18 protein-coding genes are annotated in these 21414 nt (G+C 74.3%); 7 read left to right on the forward strand and 11 right to left on the reverse strand.

The features are described 5' to 3' along the window. Positions 1-18 precede the first annotated feature (18 nt). Complete coding sequence (locus ACWF9Z_RS28515; RefSeq protein ID WP_453606479.1) at positions 19-537, forward strand: methylated-DNA--[protein]-cysteine S-methyltransferase; 519 nt, start codon at positions 19-21, stop codon at positions 535-537. Between the two features lie 92 nt (positions 538-629). Here ACWF9Z_RS28515 and ACWF9Z_RS28520 read toward each other — a convergent pair whose 3' ends face one another. The 3 genes from ACWF9Z_RS28520 to ACWF9Z_RS28530 are packed head-to-tail and all read right to left on the reverse strand — an operon-like array spanning position 630 to position 3421. Then, positions 630-1058, reverse strand: a complete 429-nt coding sequence (locus tag ACWF9Z_RS28520; protein WP_453606480.1) for a hypothetical protein — start codon at positions 1056-1058, stop codon at positions 630-632. Positions 1059-1110: 52 nt separating this feature from the next. Beyond that, entirely contained in the window at positions 1111-1611 is a 501-nt protein-coding gene (locus tag ACWF9Z_RS28525; RefSeq protein ID WP_453606481.1) for an NUDIX domain-containing protein, read from the reverse strand. 37 nt (positions 1612-1648) lie between these two features. Then, positions 1649-3421 (reverse strand): BCCT family transporter, encoded by a 1773-nt coding sequence (locus tag ACWF9Z_RS28530; RefSeq protein WP_453606483.1) that lies wholly within the window; start codon positions 3419-3421, stop codon positions 1649-1651. 142 nt (positions 3422-3563) lie between these two features. Here ACWF9Z_RS28530 and ACWF9Z_RS28535 point away from each other — a divergent pair, with 142 nt between their 5' ends. Then, positions 3564-4721 carry a glycerate kinase gene (locus ACWF9Z_RS28535; protein ID WP_453606485.1) on the forward strand — a complete coding sequence of 386 codons (1158 nt, stop codon included), beginning with the start codon at positions 3564-3566 and terminating at the stop codon, positions 4719-4721. 103 nt (positions 4722-4824) lie between these two features. Here ACWF9Z_RS28535 and ACWF9Z_RS28540 read toward each other — a convergent pair whose 3' ends face one another. Further along, positions 4825-5436: a cysteine hydrolase family protein gene (locus ACWF9Z_RS28540; protein WP_453606487.1), complete on the reverse strand. Its 612-nt coding sequence runs from the start codon at positions 5434-5436 to the stop codon at positions 4825-4827. A 374-nt stretch (positions 5437-5810) separates the two neighbouring features. Between ACWF9Z_RS28540 and ACWF9Z_RS28545 the strand changes: the two genes are divergently transcribed. Together ACWF9Z_RS28545 and ACWF9Z_RS28550 are read left to right on the forward strand one after the other, a co-directional pair. Continuing rightward, complete coding sequence (locus ACWF9Z_RS28545) at positions 5811-6806, forward strand: GlxA family transcriptional regulator (protein WP_453606489.1); 996 nt, start codon at positions 5811-5813, stop codon at positions 6804-6806. Beyond that, complete coding sequence (locus ACWF9Z_RS28550) at positions 6803-9766, forward strand: SpoIIE family protein phosphatase (protein WP_453606491.1); 2964 nt, start codon at positions 6803-6805, stop codon at positions 9764-9766. The genes ACWF9Z_RS28545 and ACWF9Z_RS28550 overlap by 4 nt, the downstream gene beginning before the upstream one ends. Positions 9767-9834: 68 nt before the next feature. Here the strand turns inward: ACWF9Z_RS28550 and ACWF9Z_RS28555 are convergent, their stop codons facing one another. From ACWF9Z_RS28555 to ACWF9Z_RS28575, 5 genes are all read right to left on the reverse strand, one after another. Beyond that, on the reverse strand, positions 9835-10434 hold the full coding sequence (locus ACWF9Z_RS28555) for a GNAT family N-acetyltransferase (RefSeq protein ID WP_453606492.1): 600 nt from the start codon (positions 10432-10434) through the stop codon (positions 9835-9837). Between the two features lie 48 nt (positions 10435-10482). Continuing rightward, the gene (locus ACWF9Z_RS28560; RefSeq protein ID WP_453606494.1) at positions 10483-12543 is read right to left on the reverse strand and encodes a SpoIIE family protein phosphatase; all 2061 of its coding nucleotides are present in this window, start codon (positions 12541-12543) and stop codon (positions 10483-10485) included. A gap of 208 nt (positions 12544-12751) precedes the next feature. Next, the gene (locus tag ACWF9Z_RS28565) at positions 12752-13264 is read right to left on the reverse strand and encodes an O-acetyl-ADP-ribose deacetylase (protein ID WP_453606496.1); all 513 of its coding nucleotides are present in this window, start codon (positions 13262-13264) and stop codon (positions 12752-12754) included. Then, positions 13264-14682, reverse strand: coding sequence for a phytoene desaturase family protein (locus ACWF9Z_RS28570; RefSeq protein ID WP_453606498.1), 1419 nt, complete (start codon positions 14680-14682; stop codon positions 13264-13266). The genes ACWF9Z_RS28565 and ACWF9Z_RS28570 overlap by 1 nt, the downstream gene beginning before the upstream one ends. A gap of 159 nt (positions 14683-14841) precedes the next feature. Beyond that, positions 14842-15666, reverse strand: coding sequence for an inositol monophosphatase family protein (locus tag ACWF9Z_RS28575; protein WP_453606500.1), 825 nt, complete (start codon positions 15664-15666; stop codon positions 14842-14844). A gap of 310 nt (positions 15667-15976) precedes the next feature. Between ACWF9Z_RS28575 and ACWF9Z_RS28580 the strand changes: the two genes are divergently transcribed. Continuing rightward, positions 15977-17122 (forward strand): alpha/beta hydrolase, encoded by a 1146-nt coding sequence (locus tag ACWF9Z_RS28580; RefSeq protein WP_453606502.1) that lies wholly within the window; start codon positions 15977-15979, stop codon positions 17120-17122. Positions 17123-17203: 81 nt separating this feature from the next. On the opposite strand, the gene ACWF9Z_RS28585 is transcribed toward ACWF9Z_RS28580, so the two are convergent. Together ACWF9Z_RS28585 and ACWF9Z_RS28590 are read right to left on the reverse strand one after the other, a co-directional pair. After that, a complete protein-coding gene (locus tag ACWF9Z_RS28585; protein ID WP_453606505.1) occupies positions 17204-17398 on the reverse strand; it encodes a hypothetical protein in 195 nt (64 codons plus the stop codon). Positions 17399-17453: 55 nt separating this feature from the next. Then, a complete protein-coding gene (locus tag ACWF9Z_RS28590; protein ID WP_453606507.1) occupies positions 17454-20042 on the reverse strand; it encodes a tetratricopeptide repeat protein in 2589 nt (862 codons plus the stop codon). A gap of 121 nt (positions 20043-20163) precedes the next feature. On the opposite strand from ACWF9Z_RS28590, the gene ACWF9Z_RS28595 reads away from it, so the two are divergent. Together ACWF9Z_RS28595 and ACWF9Z_RS28600 are read left to right on the forward strand one after the other, a co-directional pair. Beyond that, the gene (locus ACWF9Z_RS28595; protein ID WP_453606510.1) at positions 20164-20619 is read left to right on the forward strand and encodes a carboxymuconolactone decarboxylase family protein; all 456 of its coding nucleotides are present in this window, start codon (positions 20164-20166) and stop codon (positions 20617-20619) included. Positions 20620-20735: 116 nt separating this feature from the next. Next, the gene (locus ACWF9Z_RS28600; protein WP_453606513.1) at positions 20736-21218 is read left to right on the forward strand and encodes an iron chaperone; all 483 of its coding nucleotides are present in this window, start codon (positions 20736-20738) and stop codon (positions 21216-21218) included. Positions 21219-21414 lie beyond the last annotated feature (196 nt).

The raw sequence follows: 21414 nt of genomic DNA on the forward strand, positions 1-21414 counted from the left end.
CCGAGGAGTACGAGCATCATGTCCATGTCCCGCAGCAGCAGCACGGTGAAGCAGCACACCGTCGTCGACAGCCCGTACGGGCCGCTCACGCTCGTCGCCACCGACGGCTTCCTCAGCGGCCTCTACATGACCGGTCAGCGCCACCGCCCCGCCGAGGAGTCCTTCGGCGAGCGGGTCGCGGCCGGCGAGGCCCCCTTCCCGGAGGTGGTGCGGCAGCTGGCCGCCTACTTCGCCGGGGAGCTCACCGCCTTCGACCTCCCCGTCCGGCTGGAGGGCACCGACTTCCAGCGCAGCGTGTGGGAGCAGCTCGTCCGCATCCCCTACGGGCAGACCTGGTCGTACGGGGAACTGGCGGCCCGGCTCGGCAAGCCGAACGCCTCGCGCGCGGTGGGCCTGGCCAACGGGAAGAACCCGGTGGGCATCATCGTGCCGTGCCACCGCGTCATCGGGTCCTCCGGCTCCATGACCGGCTACGGCGGCGGCATCGACCGCAAGGTGCGGCTGCTCGCCTTCGAATCCGGGGCCGAGCAGCTCTGAGGGCCGTCCCGGGCACGCCGTCGGGGGCAGGCCGTGGCGGGCACGCCGTCGGGGGCAGCCCGTCGCGGGAACGCCGTCGCCGGGCCCTCGCCTCAGATCACCAGGAGCGGGACCAGCAGCGCGAAGGCGGCGCCGGCCTCGACCGCGTAGCCGTACAGGGACGGGTGCTGCACGGGGGCGGCCAGCAGCACCACGCTCTGCTGGGCGGCGGCCGCGCCCACCCACTCGGCGTCGGCGCCGAGGCTCCCCTGGTACCAGCCCTCGCAGGAGCCGGGGCCGGTGACGGCGAGGACGTCGTCCTCGCGGCGGTAGTAGGCCTGCCAGTCGGCGGCCGGCACGGACCATGCCTCGAAATCGGTGAACTGGGCCCAGCCGCCCTCGCGGATCGCGGTGTCGAACATCCAGACCTGCACCCCCTCGGGGGTGACCTCGCCACCGGCCTGCTGGTCGGTGGTGAAGTGGACCATGGGCAGGGCGTCGGGCCCGTCGGCGGTGCTGGGCCAGGCGTACATCGTGATCATCTGCTGAATTCTGTCCTGCTCGGTGTAGGCACGAAATAACGAGCGGGACGGGCTACGAGGCCTGCGGCCGGCGCCCGTTCTCGAGCTCGGCGGTGCCCTCGCCCGACTGCAGGATCCGGTAGGCCTCCTGCGTGCGCGGCCCCGTCGGTCCCGGCAGGTAGTCCGTCAGCTCGGCCGGCTCGACCAGCCGCCACGAGATCAGCTCTTCCTCCTGGAGCTTGATCGAGGCGAGCTGCTCCGCGTCGAGCACACCGCCGTCGAAGAGGTACGCGACCAGCGGGGGCCGGTCCGTACCGAGGCTCCAGTCGACGGTGAGCAGACGGCCGAGCGGGACGTCGATGCCGATCTCCTCGGCGCTCTCGCGGCGGGCCGCCGCGCGCGGGGACTCGCCCCGGTCGGACTCGATGGTCCCGCCCGGCAGGGACCAGCCCTCCCGGTAGTTGGGTTCGACGAGGAGCACCCGGCCCTCGGTGTCCCGGTAGAGGGCGGCCGCACCGGCCAGCACCCGGGGCAGGCTCGCGATGTAGGTGGCGTAGTCATCCGTGGTGGTCACGCCGCCACCCTAACCAACCGTCCCGCGGGGGCGGCGCTCACGTCTCGGGACCGCCCCCGCCCGGACCGCCGCCGCGGCCGCCCGCACCCGTACCCGTACCGCCCGTGCCGCCTTCCTCGCGGCCGCGGTACTTCGACTCGGCCACGCGGCGCAGTCGCGGGTGGCTGGCCGGGCCCTGTTCGGTGAGGGCGTCGCCGACCATGGCCTTGACCGCGTCGCGCACGCCGTGCAGGGGGTGGTGGCGGACGGGGCCCGCGCCCGGGTCCTCCCGCAGCTCCTTCACCAGGGCCCAGCAGAGCAGCAGCATCACGATCACGAAGGGCAGCGCGACCAGGATGGTGGCCGTCTGGAGGGACTTCAGGCCGCCCGCGACGAGGAGTACGGCGGCCACCGCGGCCATCAGCACGCCCCAGGTGACGACCAGCCAGGTCGGCGGGTTGAGCGAGCCCCGGCTGGTGAGGGAGCCCATGACGAGGGAGGCGGAGTCGGCGCTGGTGACGAAGTACGTCATCACCAGCAGCATCGCGATCCACGAGGTGACCGTCCCCAGCGGGAGCGCGTCGAGCATCGCGAACAGCGAGGCCTCGGTGCCCTCCTTGACCTTGGAGGCCATGTCGGCGACGCCGGTGGAGTCGAGCCGGATCGCGGTGCCTCCCATGACGCAGAACCAGACGACGGTGGCGCCGCTGGGGACCAGCAGCACGCCGACGAGGAACTCGCGGATCGTGCGGCCGCGCGAGATGCGGGCGATGAAGGTGCCGACGAACGGCGCCCAGGAGAGCCACCAGGCCCAGTAGAAGATCGTCCACGCGCCGAGCCAGGCGCTGTCGGTGAAGGCGCCGGTCCGGGTGGCCATCGGGAGCAGCTCGTGCAGGTAGCTGCCGACGCTCGCCGGGATCACGTCGAGGATGTAGACGGTCGGACCGAGGACGAAGACGAAGAGCATCAGGGCCCCGGCGAGCACGATGTTGGTCGTGCTGAGCCATTTGACGCCCTTGTGCAGGCCGGAGAAGGCGGAGAGCACGAAGGCGCCGGAGAGGGACGCGATGATGACCAGCTCGACGCCGGTCGAGTCCTCGACCCCGGCGGTGATCTCGAGCCCCTTGGCGACCTGGAGCGCGCCGAGGCCGAGGCTGGTGGCGGTGCCGAAGACGGTCGCGAAGACGGCGAGCAGGTCGATGGCCTTGCCCTGCCAGCCGTTGGCCCGCTCCGCGCCCATGAGCGGGACGAAGACGGAGCTGAGGCGGTTGCCGCGGCCCTTGCGGAAGGTCGCGTAGGCGAGGGCCAGGCCGGCGATCCCGTAGATCGCCCAGGGGGTGAGGGTCCAGTGGAAGAAGGAGTAGTCGAGCGAGGCGCGGGCGGCCTCTCCGCTGCCGGGGGCGGCGCCGCTGGAGGGCGGCGGATTCAGGTAGTGGGTGAGCGGCTCCCCCACCCCGTAGAACATGAGGCCGATTCCCATGCCCGCGCTGAACATCATCGCGATCCACGCGAGGTTCGTGAACTCGGGCTCCAAGTCGTCCCTGCCGAGCCGGATCCGGCCGAAGCGGCTGATCGCGAGGACCACGCACATGACCAGGAACACGTCGGCGGCGATCACGAAGAGCCAGGCGAAGTTGTTCAGCACCCAGGTCAGCGCCGTGCTCGACGCCGTGTCGAAGGAACTCTTGCCGAGCGCCGCCCAGGCGACGACGGCGAGTACGGAGATCACTCCGATGGCCACGACAGTACGGTCGGGAGTGCCGTCGTCCGGGCCCGCGGGTCCCCCGCCGGAGGAATCCGGACTTGCCTGTTCCAGTGAATCCGTACGCATGCGGCCACACTATGCAGGCGTATATCCGTATTTAGGGGCATGGCACGCCGAGTGTGGCCCAGGCCACCCATGGGCATAGGAGGATCCTCCGGATAGGCTCAGGGGTGGCGCGACTGCACTGTTCGATAGCAAGGGATCAGAAGTGACGGACGGAGCAGTAACTGAGACCGCGCGCGTGCTCATCGCCGCGGACAAATTCAAGGGCTCGCTCACGGCCGTGCAGGTCGCGGAGCGGGTGACGGCCGGCCTTCGCAGGGCCGTGCCGGGCGTGGAAATCGAGACCCTCCCCGTCGCGGACGGCGGCGACGGTACGGTCGCGGCCGCCGTGGCGGCCGGTTTCGAACGCCGTGAAGTCCGGGTCACCGGACCCCTCGGCGACCAGGTCACGGCCGCTTTCGCGGTGCGCGGGAGCACCGCGGTGGTCGAGATGGCGGAGGCCTCGGGCCTCCAGCTGCTGCCGGCGGGTGTCTTCGCCCCGCTGACCGCCACCACCTACGGTTCCGGCGAGCTGCTGAAGGCCGCGCTCGACGCGGGAGCGCGCTCGATCGTCTTCGGTGTGGGCGGCAGCGCCACCACCGACGGCGGCGCGGGCATGCTGGCCGCGCTGGGTGCGGTGTTCCTGGATGCGAACGGTGAACCGGTCGGTCCGGGCGGCGGCTCGCTGGCCGGTCTGGCCTCGGCCGACCTGTCGGGCATCGACCCGCGCATCAAGGAGGTCGACTTCGTCCTGGCGAGTGACGTGGACAACCCTCTGACGGGTCCGAAGGGCGCTCCGGCGGTCTACGGCCCGCAGAAGGGGGCGTCGCCCGAGGACGTGGCGACGCTGGACGCGGCGCTGGCGCACTTCGCGGTGGTCCTGGAGAAGTCGATCGGCTCCCTGGCCGCGGAGGCGGCGGCCTCGCCCGGCGCCGGTGGCGCGGGCGGCATCGGCTACGGCGCCCTGCTGCTCGGAGCCTCCTTCCGTCCCGGCATCGAGCTGATGCTCGAGGTGCTGGGCTTCGCGCCGGCCCTGGAGCGGGCGACGCTGGTCATCACGGGTGAGGGCTCGCTGGACGAGCAGACCCTGCACGGCAAGGCTCCGGCCGGTGTCGCGGCGGCGGCCCGCGCGGCGGGCAAGGAGGTCGTCGCGGTCTGCGGGCGCCTGCTGCTCACCCAGGAGGCGCTCCGGGCGGCCGGGATCCGGCGGGCGTACCCGCTCACGGAGATCGAGCCGGACCCGGCGGTCTGCATCGCGAACGCGGGCCCGCTGCTGGAGCGGGTCGCGGCGAACATCGCGGCCGACGTCCTGCGGCACGCCTGAGGAGCGGGAGGCCCGGACCCCTGGCACACGCCGGGGGTCCGGGCCCCTGCTGTTTCCCGGGCCCGGTGGACCGGAGCGGCGCCGGCGGTCCGGGGTGCGCGTCCTACGCGGTGACGCGGGCGCGGGCCGCTTCGACGAGCCGGCCGGTGGTGACGATCCGGGCGAACCCGCCGCCCTGGAGGTTGACGGCGGTGGCGGTGGCGAGCTGGTCGGCCGTCAGCCGCGGGGCGTCCGGGCGGGCTTCGGCGGCCAGGTCGAAGGTGTGGGTGGCGTCGAGGGGCACGAGGACCTCGTAGCCCAGGTTCCCGGCCATCCGGGCGGTGGTCTCGACGCACATGTTGGTCTGGATCCCCGCGACGACGACCTGTCCGACGTTCTGCTCGGTGAGCCAGTCGGCCAGGTCCGGGGTGCCGTAGAAGGAGGAGTTCACGGACTTGGTGATGTGCAGGGCGGCCCGCTCCGCCCGCTCGGCGACGAAGTCCTTGAGGGCGTACCCCGGCTGGTCCGGCGCGAGGACGGAACCGGTCTGGCGCGAGGCGTGCTGGACGATCACCAAGGGCCGGCCGGACTCCTGCCAGGCGTCCATGAGGGCGGCGATGTTGGCCTCGGCGGCCGGATTGTTGCGCGGGCCCCAGAAGTCGGCGTCGTCGAAGCCCTTCTGGACGTCGATGACCAGCAGGGCACTGTTCGCGGCGATCTCGATCTCGTTCGTCATGGCTCCATCCTCGGCGGCGCGGGGGCGCCGGAACAGGACCACCCGGGACCCGGACCGATGGGATCCTGCCAATGTGGCAGGGGTCGCGCGAGCCCCTGCCGGCCCGGGGGACGTCCCCGGCCACGCCCCCGGCCGCCCCGGCCGCAGCTTCCCCGCAAGCCCGCTCCGCCCATTTCCCGGCCGGCCGCCGCACCCCCCTCCCGGCAGTCCCGGGGAGGCCGCCCGCGACCGCGGGAGACCCGAGGAGCCTCCCGAAGGCATCCCACGGCCCCCGTGCCCCCTCTCGCGAGTCCCCCCGCCGGACCCCCGGGCCACCGCCCCACGAGCCCCCGGACGCCCCTGGGCGGCCGGAACGGCCGTGGCAGACTCACGTCATGCACCGCGTCGCGATCGTCGTCCAACCCGGCATCCGCGCCTTCGACCTGGCCGTCATCACCGAGGTCTGGGGTCCCGACCGCAGCCCGCTCGGGGTCCCGCCCTTCGAGCTGCGCCGGTGCGCCGTGACCCCCGGACCGATCCCGCTCCCCGGCGGGCTGGAGCTGACCCCCGACCGGGGGCTCGACTGGCTCTCCGGCGCCGACCTCGTCGTCGTCCCGGCCCTGGCCCGGCCCTGCGACCCCACCCCGGAGCCGGTCCTCGCCGCCCTGCGCGACGCGCACGCCCGGGGCATCACGATGGCCGCCCTGTGCGCGGGCGCGTTCATCCTCGCCGAGGCCGGGCTGCTCGCCGGCCGCCGGGCCGTGACGCACTGGTCCCTGGCCCCGACGCTGGCCGGCCGCCATCCGGCCGTGCGCGTCGAGGAGGCCCCGCTCTACGTGGAGGACGACGGCCTGTGGACCTCGGCCGGGGTCGCCTCCGGCATCGACCTCTGCCTCCACCTGGTCCGCATGGCCCACGGAGCCGAGGCGGCCGCCGCGATCGCCCGCTCGATGGTGACGGGCCCCTTCCGCACCGGCGACCACGCCCAGTACCTGGACCGCCCGACCCCGGCCGCCGACCGGACCGCCGAGGCGCTGGCCTCCGTACGGGAACGGGCGCTGGGGCGGCTCCGGGAGCCGCTCGACGTGGCCACGCTGGCCCGGTGGGCCGGGATGTCACCGCGCTCCTTCGCCCGGCACTTCGCCGCCGCCACCGGCACCACCCCGCACAAATGGCTCCTCGGCCACCGACTGGACGAGGCCCGCAAACTGCTGGAGCGGACCGACCACCCGGTCACCGAGGTGGCCCGGCGGACCGGTTTCACCAGCGAGGTCACCTTCCGCCAGCACTTCACGGCGCACGTCGGCACGAGCCCCCGCGCCTACCGTGCGGCGGCTACCGCATCAGGGCCTCCCCCAAACCCCACGGACAGTGTTAGAAATGGCTCATGACCGGACGAAATGGCCCGCCCCCGGGCCGTGAGGGGACTCCCCAGGACGGGCCGCCGTCCGAGCCCCCGTCCGAGCCCCCGTCCGAGCCGCCTTCCGGTCCGCCGACCGAGCCGCCGTCCGGCCTTCCTCCCGGACCGGACGCAGCCGGGAGCGGGCCCCGGCACAGCGCCCCGCGCGGTGGTCGCGCACGCCGGTTCGCACGCCGGTTCTCGCGCCCCTTCTCCAAGCTCTCCACGGGCCTGTCGCTCGGCGCGCGCAGTGTCGCCGGCCAGGTCTTCGCCCTCCAGGCCGTCATCGTGCTGGTGCTGATCACCGCCGCCGCCCTGGCCCTGTTCTTCCAGGCCCGCTACGACAGCCAGCGCGACGCCCGCAACCGCTCTCTCGCGGCCGCCGAGGCCTTCGCCCACTCCCCGGGCCTGCCGTCCGCGCTGATGTCGGCCGATCCCACCGCCGCGCTCCAGGACCTGGCCGAGGGGGCCCGCCGGGACTCCGGCGTGGACTTCATCGCGGTGCTGGACACCAACGGCACCCGGTACACCGACTCCCGCCCCGAGCTGATCGGCCGACGCTCCACGGGAGACTTCTCCCGGGCCCTGGCCGGGCACGCCTTCACCGAGACCTTCCAGGGGCAGCCGAGCGACGTGGTCCGCGCGGTCGTACCCGTACGGGACTCCTCCGGCAAGGTCGTCGGCCTGGTCTCCACCGGCATCGAGGTCGCCAACGTCGGCGACGTCGTCGAAGGCCAGCTGCCCCTGCTCATCGGCGCGGCGGGCGGCGCGCTGCTCCTCGGGACCGGCGGCGCCGCCCTGGTCAGCCGCAGGCTGCGGCGCCAGACCCGGGGCCTCGGCGAGGCCGAGATGACCCGGATGAACGAACACCACGAGGCCGTTCTGCACGCCGTCCGCGAGGGCGTCCTCATCATCGACGCCGACGGCCTGCTCGTCCTCGCCAACGACGAGGCCCGCCGCCTGCTCGGCCTGCCGCCCGACGCCGAGCAGCGGCACGTCGGCGACCTCGGCCTCGACCCGCGGACCGCCGCGCTGCTCGCCTCGGGCCGGGTCGCCACCGACGAGGTGCACCTGTCGGGCGACCGGCTCATCGCCGTCAACGTACGGCCGACCAAGACCTACGGCGGCCGCCCCTCGGGCACCGTCATGACCCTGCGCGACTCCACCGAGCTCGCCGCGCTGTCCGGCCGGGCCACGGTGGCCCGCGACCGCCTCCAGCTGCTCTACGACGCGGGCGTGCGCATCGGGACCACCCTCGACGTGGTGCGCACCGCCGAGGAGCTGTCCGAGGTGGCGGTCCCGCGCTTCGCCGACTTCGTCACCGTGGAGCTGCTGGAGCCGGTCCTGCAGGGCGAGGAGCCCACCCTCGGCGCCCACGTCGAGATGCGCCGGGCCGCGATGAGCGGGGTCCGCGGCGATCAGCCGCTCCAGCCCGTCGGCGACACCATCCGCTTCGTGGTGCCGACCGCGCCGATGGCGGCGGCCCTGGACGCGGGGCGGGCGGTCCTCGCGGCCGATCTGAGCGCGGCCTTCGGCTGGCGGGCCCAGGACCACGACGGGACGCGGGTGGCCCTCGACTACGGCCTGCACTCGTTGATCTCCGTACCGCTCCAGGCGCGCGGCGTGGTCCTCGGCATGGCCAATTTCTGGCGGGCCGACACCCCCGAGCCCTTCGACGAGGAGGACCTGTCCTTCGCCGAGGAGCTGGGGGCGCGGGCCGCCGTCTCCATCGACAACGCCCGCCGCTTCACCCGCGAGCACGCGGTGGCGGTGACCCTCCAGCGCAGCCTGCTGCCCCGGGCCCTGCCGGAACTGAGCGCCGTGGACGTCGCGTTCCGGTACCTGCCCGCGAAGGCGGGGGTGGGCGGGGACTGGTTCGACGTGATCCCGCTCGCCGGGGCCCGGGTCGCCCTCGTCGTCGGGGACGTGGTCGGGCACGGGGTGCACGCGGCCGCGACCATGGGGCGGCTGCGGACCGCCGTCCACAACTTCTCCACCCTCGACCTGCCGCCCGACGAGCTGCTCGGGCACCTGGACGAGCTCATCGACCGGATCGACCAGGACGAGTCCGCCGGGGGCGCGGGCCCCGGCGGGGGCGACGTGGTGGGCGAGGCCTCGGCCGTGACGGGCGCCACCTGCCTCTACGCGGTCTACGACCCGGTGTCCGGCCGCTGCGCCATGGCCAGCGCCGGCCACCCCGGTCCCGCGCTGGTCCGCCCCGACGGCCGGGTCGAGTACCCCGAGCTGCCGATCGGGCTGCCGCTGGGCGTCGGCGGGATGCCCTTCGAGGCCGTCGAGCTGGACCTGCCCGAGGCGAGCCGGCTGGTGCTGTTCACCGACGGGCTGCTGGAGGACCGCGAGCGCGACTTCGACACCGGCCTCGGCCTGCTGACCGAGACCTTGTCCCGGCCGGACCGCAGCCCCGAGCAGGCCTGTGCCGACGTACTGGCCGCGCTGCTGTTCCCGGTGCCGAGCGACGACATCGCCCTGCTCGTCGCGGACACCCGGCGGCTGCCGGCCGGGCGGATCGCGGAGTGGGCGGTGCGCGCCGACCCCTCCGACGTCTCCCGGGTGCGCAGGGCGGGCGCGGCCCAACTGGCCGCGTGGGGCCTGGAAGGCGTCTCCTTCACGGCCGAACTCATCCTCAGCGAGCTGATCACCAACGCCATCCGCTACGGGACCGCGCCGATCCGGGTCCGGCTGCTCCGTGACCGCGCCCTGATCTGCGAGGTCTCCGACGGCAGCAGCACCTCCCCGCACCTGCGGTACGCGGCCACCACCGACGAGGGCGGCCGCGGTCTGTTCCTCGTCGCCCAGTACGCGGAACGCTGGGGCACCCGCTACACGGAGCGCGGCAAGGTCATCTGGGCCCAGCTCCCCCTGACGGAGGCGGCGGAGCCGACGCCCCCGCCCTTCCCGGACCTGGACGCCCTCGAAGACCTGGCCTGGTAGCCGGCCGCGGCGCCGGGCGGCCGGAGGGGCCTCCCCGGCTCCCCGCCTCCCGCCTCCCGCCTCCCCCCTCAGAGCCGGGCGGCCAGGCGCGCCTTCGCCTCGGGCCATTCGTCGGCCAGCAGGGAGAAGTACACGGAGTCGCGCCACGTGCCGTCCGGGCGCCGGCGGTGGCGGCGCAGGACGCCTTCGCGCCGGGCGCCGAGGCGGGCGATGGCGGCCTGGGAGCGGGTGTTGAGGTGGTCGGTCTTCAACTGCACGCGGCCCATGCCCAGGTCCTCGAAGGCGTGGGTGAGCAGGAGCAGCTTCGCCTCGGTGTTCACCGCGCTGCGCCAGTACGCGCGCCCGTACCAGGTCCAGCCGATCTCGAGCCGTTCGTTGGCCGGGCTGATGTCCAGGTACGTGGTCCAGCCGACGGCCCGGCCGCTCTCGAGGTGGATGACGGCGAAGGGGAGGTACTCCCCGGCCAGCACCGCGTCGAGCTTGGCGCCCAGCTCCGCCTCCGTCCGCGGAGCCGGGCCGCCCTGCCACCTCCACACCTCTTCGTCGCCGCCGCCGGCGAGGTAGAGGTCGGGGAGGTGGTTCCTGGTGAGGGGCTCCAGGCGGACGTGGCGGCCGGTGAGCGTGACGGGCGACGGCGACTTGGCCGGGGGCGCAGGCGTGACAGACATGCCGCAGACGATATCCGGCCATTGCACTAGACGCAATGGATATTCGCACTAGGGCAATGCGCCCGTCCGGGCCAGCAGGACCGCCACGTCGTCCTGAGGGGCGGCCGGGAGGAGCCGGGCCAGGATGTCGTCGCACAGGGTCTCCAGCGGCTCCTCCGCGCCGCTCAGGGCGGCCGCCAGACCCGCCATGCCCTCGTCCAGGTCCCGGTCCCGCGACTCGATCAGGCCGTCCGTGTAGAGCACCAGCAGGCTCCCCGGGGGCAGCAGCACCTCCTCGGTGCGGAACTGCCGGCCGCCCGTGCCGAGGGGGGCTCCGGGCGATCCGTCCAGGAAGCGCACGGCTCCGGCCGCCGTGACCACGGCCGGCGGCGGATGGCCCGCGCGGGCGATCGCGCACACGCCCGTCGCGGGGTCGTGGACGGCGTAGACGCAGGTGGCCATCTCGTCCTCGCCCAGGTCGGCCACCACCGCGTCGAGGGAGCGGAGCATCTGCTCGGGTTCCACGGCCTGGCGCGCCAGCGTCCGGACCGCGGTGCGCAGCTGGCCCATGACCGCGGCCGCGTGGACGCCGTGGCCCATCACGTCGCCGATCACCAGGCCGGTCCGGCCGTCCGCGAGCTCGATCACGTCGAACCAGTCGCCGCCCACGTCGTGGTCGCTGGCCGGCAGGTAGCGGCCGGTCAGTTCGAGACCGGCGACCTCGGGCAGCGCGTTGTTGGTCAGGCTGCGCTGCAGCATCAGGGCGGCCGCCCGCTGGGTGGTATACATCCGGGCGTTGTCGATGTTCAGGGCCGCCCGCGCGACCACCTCGTCGATCAGCACGCAGTCCTCGTGGTCGAAGACCTCGCGCCCGCGCACCCGGGTCACCACCACCACGCCGAGCACCCGGCCGCGGGCCACCAGGGGGACCATCCGGGCGCAGCCGAGGGTGGCCAGGTAGGCCCGCAGGGCGGCCGCGCGCGGATCCCGGATCAGGGCCGGGATGTCGGCCGTGTACAGGTTCATGGCCTGGCCCTCGGTGATGACCTGCTCGTAGGCGGTGCCCACCGGGATCTGGAAGGTCTGTCCGGCGACCAGCTTGGCGGTGGGCGCCGCCGAGTCCGGGAAGACGGCCGCCAGCCGCCGGAGCACGCCCCGGGTGGAGGCCGCCGCCTCGTCGGGCTCCAGTACCGCTTCCAGGAGCTGTACGTCGGCCGAGTCCGTGAGCTGCGGCACCAGCACCTCCACGATCTCCTGGGCCGTCTGGCTCAGGTCCAGCGTGGTGCCGATGCGGGTGCCGGCCTCGGCGAGCAGGGCGAAGCGGCTCCGGGCCCGCTCGGCCTCGGCCTGGGCGCGCTGCCCTTCGGTGATGTCGATGAGGGAGGCGATCACGCCGAGCAGCCGCCCGGAGCCGTCCCGCAGCGGGGCGTACGAACAGGACCAGGTGTGGTCGTGGTCGGGGTCGGCCGAGGTGCGGCCGGTGCGGCGCACGTCCACGACGGCGGTACCGCGCGTCAGCACCTGCCGCATGAGGCGCTCGAGGACGGCTGCGTTGACCCCGGGCACGACATCGCTGAGCCGTTTGCCGACGTGCTCGGCGGCCGACACCCCGTTCATCCGGGCGAGGGCGTCGTTGACGCGCAGGAAGCGCAGGTCGGTGCCGAGGGTGCCGAGGCCGATGGGCGACTGGGTGAAGAGGCTCTGGAGGGCGGCGAGCGAATCGCGCATCCGCAGGACCTCGGTGGTCTCCACGGCGATGAGCATGGCCCCGGTGCGCCCCTGCGGATCGGGTGCGGGCACGATCCACATCTCCATCGGGACCCGGTGGCCCTCGCGGTGGCGCACGGGCAGGGTGCCGACGACGGTCTCCCCGGCCTGGACCCGGCGGGTCAGCTGGGCGGCGAGTTCGTGGTTGGCGTCGGGGACGAGCACGGAGGCGCCGAACCGGCCCAGGATGTCCTCGGGCCGGTGGCCGAGCAGGTCCTGGGCGGCCAGGGACCACTCGACGACGCGCCCGTCGGCGTCCTCCCGCCACAGGGCGATCGGCAGCAGCTCGCTCAGTACGCCGGCGTACCCGACAGCAGCCACCGGCTGGTCCGGTACCCCGCTCGTCTCCTGGTACGTGTCCAATGCGCCGACCTCACCCCTGGGGGGCCCGATTCCTACCGAATCACACTAACCGAGGGGGCGGGGAGCGGCGCTGTGTCGATTCCGGGGCGGCCCTGGCCCACGGGGCCGCCCGGGTGCCGGCCCGTGCCCCGCGCCGGGGCGCCCCGGGCGCCGTTTCCGGCCGCCCGGCCGGTCCCCCGGCGCCCCACCGGCCCGCCGCCCCGCGGCGCTACGCGCCCACCGCCGCCTCGAACGCCTCGAACGCCCGCTCGTCGAACAGCACGAAACGCACCTCTTCCACCGCGGTCGGGGTCGCCCGTACGGTCTCCACCGCGATCCGCGCCCCGTCGTCCATGGGCCACCCGTAGATGCCGGTGGAGATCGCCGGGAAGGCGACGCTGCGGGCCCCCAGCCCGTCCGCGACGCGCAGCGACTCCCGGTAGCAGGAGGCCAGCAGCTCCGAGCGGTCCTCGTCCCGCGACCAGACCGGCCCGACGGTGTGGATCACGTGCCCGGCCGGGAGCCGGCCGGCCGTGGTGGCGACCGCCCGGCCCGTCGCCAGGCCCTTGCCGTAGTGGGAGCGGCGCAGGTCCTCGCAGGCGGCGAGGATCTCCGGGCCGCCGCGCCGGTGGATGGCTCCGTCGACCCCGCCGCCGCCGAGCAGCGAGGAGTTCGCCGCGTTGACCACGGCGTCCGCCTTCTCCGCGGTGATGTCGCCGCGGACGAGCGTGATGCGGGGCATCAGGATCCCTTTCTCAGGTGGCGCCACACGGCCTTGGCCGCGTTGTGGCCCGACATGCCGTGCACTCCGGGGCCCGGCGGGGTCGCCGAGGAGCAGAGGAAGACGGCCGGATGGCTGGTCGAGTACGGAGACAGCGAGAGCCGGGGCCGCAGCAGGAGCTGGAGCCCGGTGGCGGCGCCGCAGGCGATGTCCCCGCCGACGTAGTTGGGGTTGCGGGCGGCGAGCTGCGGCGGGCCGGCCGTGGCGCGGGCGAGCACCAGGTCGCGGAACCCGGGGGCGAAGCGCTCCAGCTGGCGTTCGACGGCGTCGGTGAGGTCACCGCCCCAGTCCGCCGGGACGTGCCCGTACACCCAGAAGGTGTGCTTCCCCTCGGGCGCCCGGCCGGCGTCGACGAGGCTGGGCTGCGCGGCGATGAGGAAGGGCGTGCGGGGCGCCCGCCCGCTGGAGGCCAGCTGCAGGGCGGCGTCGATATCGCGGGTGCGCGGGCCGATCTGGACGGTGCCGGCCCGGCGCGCCTCCTCGGCGGTCCAGGGGACGGGGCCGTCCAGGGCGTAGTCCAGTTTGAACACGGACGCGCCGTACCGGTAGCCGTCGTACGCCCGGCCCAGGCGCGCGATGCGGGCCAGCGCGGTCGGCGAGGTGTCGAAGACGTACGCCCGGGCCGGCGGCAGGTCGTCGAGGCGCTTGACCTCGAAGCCCGTGTGGACGGCGCCGCCGAGGTCGCGCAGGTACCCGGCGAGGGCGTCGGAGATGGCCTGCGAGCCGCCGCGCGGCATGGGCCAGCCGCCCGCGTGCGCGGCGAGGGCGAACACCAGGCCGACGGCGCTGGTGCCGATCCCGCCGAGCGGGGCGATGACGTGCGCGACGAGCCCGGCGAACAGGGCGCGGGCCCGGTCGTCACGGAAACGGCTCAGCAGCCAGGTGGAGGGCGGCAGCCCGGCGAGCCCGAAGCGGGCGAGGGTGACCGGGTCACGGGGCAGGGCGGTGCCCGGCAGGGACATGAAGTCCCGGGCCAGGGTGTCCCACCGGCCGAGGAACGGCTCCACCAGCCGCCGGTACGCGCCCGCGTCCCGCGCCCCGAAGGACGCGGCCGTCTCCGCGACGGAGCGGGAGAGCACGGCGGCGGTGCCGTCGTCGAAGGGGTGCGCCATGGGCAGCGGGGCGTGCAGCCACTCCAGCCCGTACCGCTTCAGGGGCATGGTGGCGAAGACGGGCGAGCCGGCCCCGAGGGGGTGCACCGCCGAGCAGGGGTCGTGCCGGAAGCCGGGGAGGGTGAGCTCCTCGGTCCGGGCTCCACCGCCGACGGTGTCAGCGGCCTCGAAGACGGCCACCGAGAAGCCGCGCCGGGCCAGTTCGACGGCGGCCGTCAGCCCGTTGGGCCCCGCTCCCACCACGACCGCATCGAGAATCGACGGCACTTGCGACTCCTTCGTCCGGCGGCGCCACCGCCCCAGGGTAGTGCGCCTGTCTATACGCGAATTCCGCGAGGTGCGCGAGGTCTTCGAACCCCACGGGCCCCAAGTGCTCCGTGGATCACGCCGGTTCCGCGCGTCGCACGCACTCCCGCGGTCATGGCCTCACTCTCCTCTGAGCAGCTCGCGGATGCGTACCGCCGTCGCCTCGTCCCGGCCCACCGCGAAGGGAAGCGCGTTGTCCCGGTCCACCCGGAAGGGGATCCGGTCGACGGTGCTCTGGGCGCCGCCCGCCTCCGCGACCAGGAGCAGCCCGGCCGCGTGGTCCCAGGCCGACGGCCAGGTGAAGGCCAGGCCGTCCATCTCGCCCCGGGCCACCCGCAGGTACTCCAGTCCCGCGGAACCGCACGGGCGGGCGGCCACCCCCGGCACGTCCAGGCGGGCCAGCGAGCGCCGGTCGTCCTCGGAGGTGTACAGCGGGTGGGCCGTGGCCACGCGCAGGTCGGCGCCCGGCTCGGGCGAACCGCTGTGGATGCGGACCCCGTTGACGTACGCCCCCTGCCCGCGCACGGCCTTGGCCATCTCCTCCAGCGCCGGGGCGAAGGTCCAGGACGCGAGTATCTCCCCGCGGTGCGCGAGCGCGACGAGGGTGCAGAACGCCGGGTCGCCGTGCACGAACTGCCGGGTGCCGTCGACCGGGTCGACGATCCACACCGGAGCGTCCGCGCGCAGCGCCTCGTACACCGTCGGGTCGATGTGCACCGCTTCCTCACCGACCACCGCCGAGCCGGGCAGCAGCCGCGTCAGCTCGGCCGTGAGGTACTCCTCGGCCTTGCGGTCGGCGTCGGTCACCAGGTCGTGCGGGCCGCTCTTCTGGTCCACCTCGTGGTCGGCGAGCTGGCGGAACCTCGGCATGATCTCGATCGCCGCCGCCTTGCGGACGGCCTCGTCGACGGCGGACAGGTCTCGGGCGAGGAATTCTTCGATCATGTCTCCAGCAAAGCACGACCGGCTGACAATCCCCACCGACGCATCCGACGGGCCGCCGGCCCCCGGGTGGACCGCGGGTGAACGCGCCGGCGGGCCCGCCCCTCGGAACCAGCCGGTCCGGCGCCGCCGGGACCTGGCGGGAAGACCCGGCGAGGACCGGGCGGGACCGGGCGGGAAGACCCGGCAGGGACCGGAACCCGGGCCACCTCCTGGTGGGCGCCGCCCGCCCGTGCTAGACCGGCCGGGACCCGGCCCTCCCCGCCCCCTGCTCCGCCCGCTTCCCCTCCCCCCTCGCCCTTTGGGAGCCCTTGTGCGCCGACCGTTCCGTACGTCGCCCCTGCGCCGCGCGGCGGCCCTGCTCGCCACCGCGGCCGCGTTCCTCGTCGCCGCTCCGGCCGCGCCCGTGGGCGCCGCGTCCGTACTGCCCTCGCTGCCCGCGCCGAACGCCGCCGGGCTGACGTTGCGGAGCTGGTCCGTCGCCGCGGGCCAGAGCGAGCGCATGGGCGACGCCTCGGTGACCTCGGCGGCGGTCTTCACCGCGCACGGCGGGACCCCGTCGATCGATCCGGTCCAGGTGCCGGTGCGCGTACGGATCCTGCTGCCGGAGGACTACCGGCGCGACCCGGCCCGCCCGTACCCCGTGCTGTACCTGCTGCACGGCGGTTCGGGCGACGTCGAGCAGTGGTCGAAGACCGACGAGGGCAATGTCACCGCGGCTCTGAAGGACTCGGCCTTCCAGGGCATCGTCGTGATGCCGGAGGCCGGCAAGGCCGGCTGGTACAGCGACTGGCCGGGCCACACGGACGGCTTCTTCGCCCCACAGTGGGAGACCTTCCACATCCAGCAGCTGGTCCCGTGGATCGACGCCAACTTCAACACGTCGAAGTCGGCCTCCGGCCGGGCCGTCGCGGGCGTCTCGATGGGCGGCTACGGGGCCCTGCGCTACGCGGGCCGCCACCCGGAGGTGTTCTCCGCGGTCGGCGCCCTCTCGCCGGGCACCGACCTCTACGATCCGGGCGCGCAGGGCATCATCACCGGTTCCACCTGGCAGGTGGGGGCGTCGATCCTGTGGACGGGCCTGTTCGACGGGAAGTTCCGGGTGACCGGTGACACCCCGTACCGGATGGCGACGGTCTTCGGGCCGCCGAGCACCTGGCCGGGACAGAATCCGGTCAGCCTTGCGCTCGACGGCAAGTACGCCTCGTACGGCGGGAAGATGGCCCTCTACGCCGGCGGCGCGGGCGGCGCCGGGGAGAAGGAGATCGGCGCCATGACCGCGGCCCTCCACCAGGACCTGAAGGACCGCTCGGTCGAGCACCGCTACTGCCAGGGCGCCGGCGATCACGCGTGGCCGTTCTGGGGTCCGGAGCTCAAGGACTTCGTGGCCTACGCGTACGGACCCGCCCCGGCCACCCCTGCCGCCTGCCCCAACGGCTGGGGCGCCGAGACGCCGTAGCCCCGCCGAGGTCCCACGGGCGGCGGGGCCGCCGGCCACCCGGCCGTGCCGGGCCGGGTGGACGGACGCGCCGTCCCGCGGCTACCGGGCGCCCTGCGGGGCCAGGTGCTCGGACTGGCCGTCGATGAGGGCCTGCTGCGGGTCGCTGTGCTCGAAGGCCCCGTCCTGGCCCTGCGGCGCGACGCTGCTGTGGTTGTCCGCGAGGGCCGGGCCCGCGCCCAGGGCGGTCAGGGCGAAGGCGGCGGTGGCGGCTATGGCTGCGGCTCTGATGTTCACGGTGGTCCCCCCGGGTCCGGCCGGCCTCGGGCGGGCCGGCTCGGGAGCCAGGCTGTCAGGCCCGGGCGCCGTCCTGCAACAGCGTCGGGACGTTCTCCTCCCGCGGACCGCGCCGGTCCTCCGTCCCCGCCTCCCCGGGGCCGGGCCCCCTGAGGAGGGCCCGGCCCGCCGCGCGGTGTCCCTCGGCCGCGGCCGGGTCGGTCGCGTCGAGCACGATCGCGGCCCCCTCGTGGGCCAGCGCCTCCTCGTACCGGTTCCCCAGCCTCGGGGCCAGCTCCAGCGCCTCCCGGTGGAGCCGCAGGGCCTCGTCGGGCAGGCCCGCGAGGCGGCAGGTCTCGGCGTAGCCGTTGAGGAAACGGATCTTCCAGTGCTCCTCGAACAGCTCGTCCAGCAGCGCGAACGCCTCCCGGTGGCTGGCCAGCGCCTCCTCGAAACGGCCCATCCGACGCAGCGCGACACCCATGCAGTTCAGGCACCACGCCTCGTTGTTCATGTGCCCGTCCTCGCGGGCCAGTTCCAGCGCCCGGCGCAGGTGCTCCAGCGCCTCCTCGGGCTCCTCGGCGGCGAGGGCCACGCCGAGGGTGATCCGAGCCGTCAGCGTGGGCGGCCACGCGGGATCCTCGTGCGGGACGGCCAGCACCTCCCGGGCCCGGCGCGCCGCCCGCTCGCGCTCCCCGAGCTGCAGCAGCGCCCAGGCTTCCGACGCGGCCGCGTGCGCGGCGCCCGTCGGACAGCCGATCCGCCCGTACGCCTTCCCGGCCCGCCCGAAGAGTTCGAGCGCCCCCTCGACGCTCCCCTCCTCCCATATCAAGTACCCCCGCCGCAGGGCGAGTTCGGCCTCGGACAGTGAGCCCCCCGTCTCCGGCATGCCGCGTCCGGCCGCTTCGTACGCCGCCCCCGCCTCCGCCATCCGGCCCGCGTTGTAGCGCGCGAAGCCCAGATCGCTGTGCGCCTCGGCCAGTTGCAGCGGATCGCCGAGGCGCTCCGCGGCCGTCAGTGACCGTTCGAAGAGGAAGTTGAGGTGGGTGGTACCGCAGCGCCGCGCGAAGTACGCCCGCAGGAAGCGCGGCAGCTCGCACACGTGCACGTCCGCCCCGAGGGCGACCGCCGTCTCGAAGGCGGCGATCATCGCCTCGTACTCGGCGGTGAGCCAGGCCAGGGCCGCGTGCTTGTCCGCGAACCGCGGCAGCTCGGCCGGCGGCCGGCCCGCGGTGACCGCCCGGCCGGGCGAGAGGACGGGCATCGCGGCGTCGGCGGCGGCCGCCGCGTGCACGTAGAAGTCGAGGAAGCGCCCCAGCGCCCGGCCCCGCTCGGCCGGTGCGTCCTGCTGCTCGCAGGCCCGGCGCGCGTGCTGGTGCACCAGGTCGTGCAGCCGGTAGCGGCCCGCCGTCGGCTGCTGGACCAGGTGCGCGTCGAGCAGGTCCTCGAGCATCGCCCGGGCGCTGTGGAGCGGCACGTCCGCCAGGGCGGCGGCCACGTACTCGTCGAAGGAGGTGCCCGGCAGGAGGCCCAGCATCCGGAACAGCCGGGCCTGGGCCCGGTCCAGTTGCCTCACGGACATGGCGAACGCGGTGTCGAACTCGCTCGCGCCCTCCGCCAGCCGCTCGACGAGGATGCCCACGGTCCAGCCCGGCCGGTGCCGCAGCCGTGCCGCGGCGAGCCTGAGCGCCAGCGGGAGGTGCCCGCACAGCCGCAGCACCTCGGCGGCGGACTCCGGATCACGGCCCAGCCGGCCCCCGGGGCCGACGGGATCGCCGCTCGCGCGGGCCAGCAGCTCGGCGCTCTCCCCGGGGCTCAGGACGTCCAGCGACACCGGAGGCACGTCGTCGAGGCCCAGCAGCCGGTTGCGGCTCGTGATCAGCACGACGGAGGGTCCGGCGCCGGGCAGCAGCGGACGGACCTGGTCGGCGTCGGCGGCGTTGTCCAACACCACGACGGCCCGCCGCCCGGCCAGCTCCGCCCGCCAGCAGGCGGCCAGCTGCTCGATGCCCTCCTGCGGGACCCGCTCCGACGGTACGTCCAGCGCGCCGAGCAGCATCCGCAGCGCGGAACCGGGGTCGAGCGGCTCCCGCCCCTCGGTGAACCCGTGCAGGTCCACGTAGAGCTGCGCGTCCGGATGGCCGGCGGCGAGCCGGTGCGCGGCGTGCACGGCCAGGCAGGTCTTGCCGACGCCCGCCATCCCGTCGACGGCGACCAGCTGGTGGCTCTTCAACGCGGCGAACACCGCGTCGAGTTGCTCCGCCCTTCCCGTGAAGTCGGGTACGTCGCGGGGCAGATCGTTACGAGGCCTCGGCTGGACCTGCCGACTCGCCTTCGGGGGCGCCGGCAACGGGTTCGAGGACCGCTCCCACAGGGGGCGCAGGGGCCGTGGATCACGCTTCACGATCCGGCAGAGGGCGATCACCGCGGGCCAGGGCGGCACGGTCTGCCCGCCGAGGTAGCGCGAGAGCGACGAGGAACTGAGCCCGGTGTCCCTGGCGAGGGCCCGCACGCCGAGCCCGGACAGCTCCTGCAGCGACCTGAGCCGGGCCGCCAACTCCGCTTGTGGGTCGTCGCTCGCCGTCCGCTGTTCCACGTCCACCGCTTCCCCGTACCCCTGTCCCGCCGTGCCAGAAGTATTCAGGCCCGTTTCCGCGCTGGTCAAGGCCGGTGCGCCTGTCCCAGGCCGTCCCACGGCCGTCGTCACATCGCGCCGCGGCGGCTGTCATGGAGTCACACCCCGGGGAGAACGGGGCACGGAGCACCAACCAGAGGAGCAGACCGCGATGCAGGCTCGTATGCAGAATCCCGCCGTCGTACTGTCCGACGCGATGCGGCCCGTCCAGGAGATCCTCAAGGCGGTCCACTCCGGGGGCGTGGACGGCCAGGTCCTCGAGCTGGTGCACCTGCGGGTCAGCCAGATCAACGGGTGCAGCGCCTGCGTCGACGGCGGCACCAAGACCGCCCGCAAGGCCGGCGTGAGCGACGAGCGCCTGGCCACGGTCGTCGCCTGGCGCGAGGCCCCCTACTTCACCGACGAGGAGCGCGCCGCCCTCGACCTGGCCGAGGCCGCGACGCGCATGGCCGACCGCCCCGACCCGGTGAGCGACGAGGTCTGGGACACGGCGGCGACGTACTTCGACGAGAAGCAGCTCGCCGCGATCGTCCTGATGGTCGGCGTCACCAACATGTTCAACCGCCTCAATGCCACGACCCGCCAGATCGCGGGGGCCTGGGGCTGAGTTCGCCCGACGGAACGCCGCTCCGGCCTCCGGCATGGCGAACGCGGTCCGGGCGTTCGGCCATGCAGCACACCCGCACACGACAGACCGATCCGTATCCCGGGAGGGAACCCGCCATGACCGCCACGCAGAAGACCACCATCGAGAAGACCACCACGACGACCCCGGCGTACGACGGGTTCACGGACGAGGAGCGGGGGGCGATGAAGGAGCGCGCCAAGGAGCTGAAGGCGTCCGCCCGCGCCGGCTCGCGCGCCGCCAAGGCGGCGGAGGAGGAAGCCGCGGTCCTGGCGAAGATCGCCGAGATGCAGGACTCCGACCGGGCGATGGCCGAACGCGTCCACGAGATCGTCAGGGCGAACGCCCCCGCCCTCGCACCGAAGCTCTGGTACGGGATGCCCTCGTACGCCAGGGACGGCAAGGTCGTCTGCTTCTTCCAGAGCGCGGAGAAGTTCAAGGCCCGCTACGCGACCCTCGGCTTCAGCGACCAGGCGAACCTCGACGAGGACGCGATGTGGGCCACCTCCTTCGCCCTGAAGAACCTGACCCCGGCCGACGAGACCCGCATCGCCGCCCTGGTCAGGACGGCGGCGCACTGAGCCGCGGCCGGGGCCGGGGCCGGGGCTCTGACGCGGCAGCCGTACGAGCGCGGTGCGGGCTGCCGCTGGTGACCGGGGGAACCGCCCCCGTCCGATGGGGGGGGGGGGGGTGGCGCCCAAATCACGGTGGTGGGCGGGGGCGCTGGGTAGGACCACCAAGAGTGTCCACTTTTCAGTGTTGGGACACAGGAAGATA

Source organism: Streptomyces sp. NPDC054961, assembly GCF_053609145.1.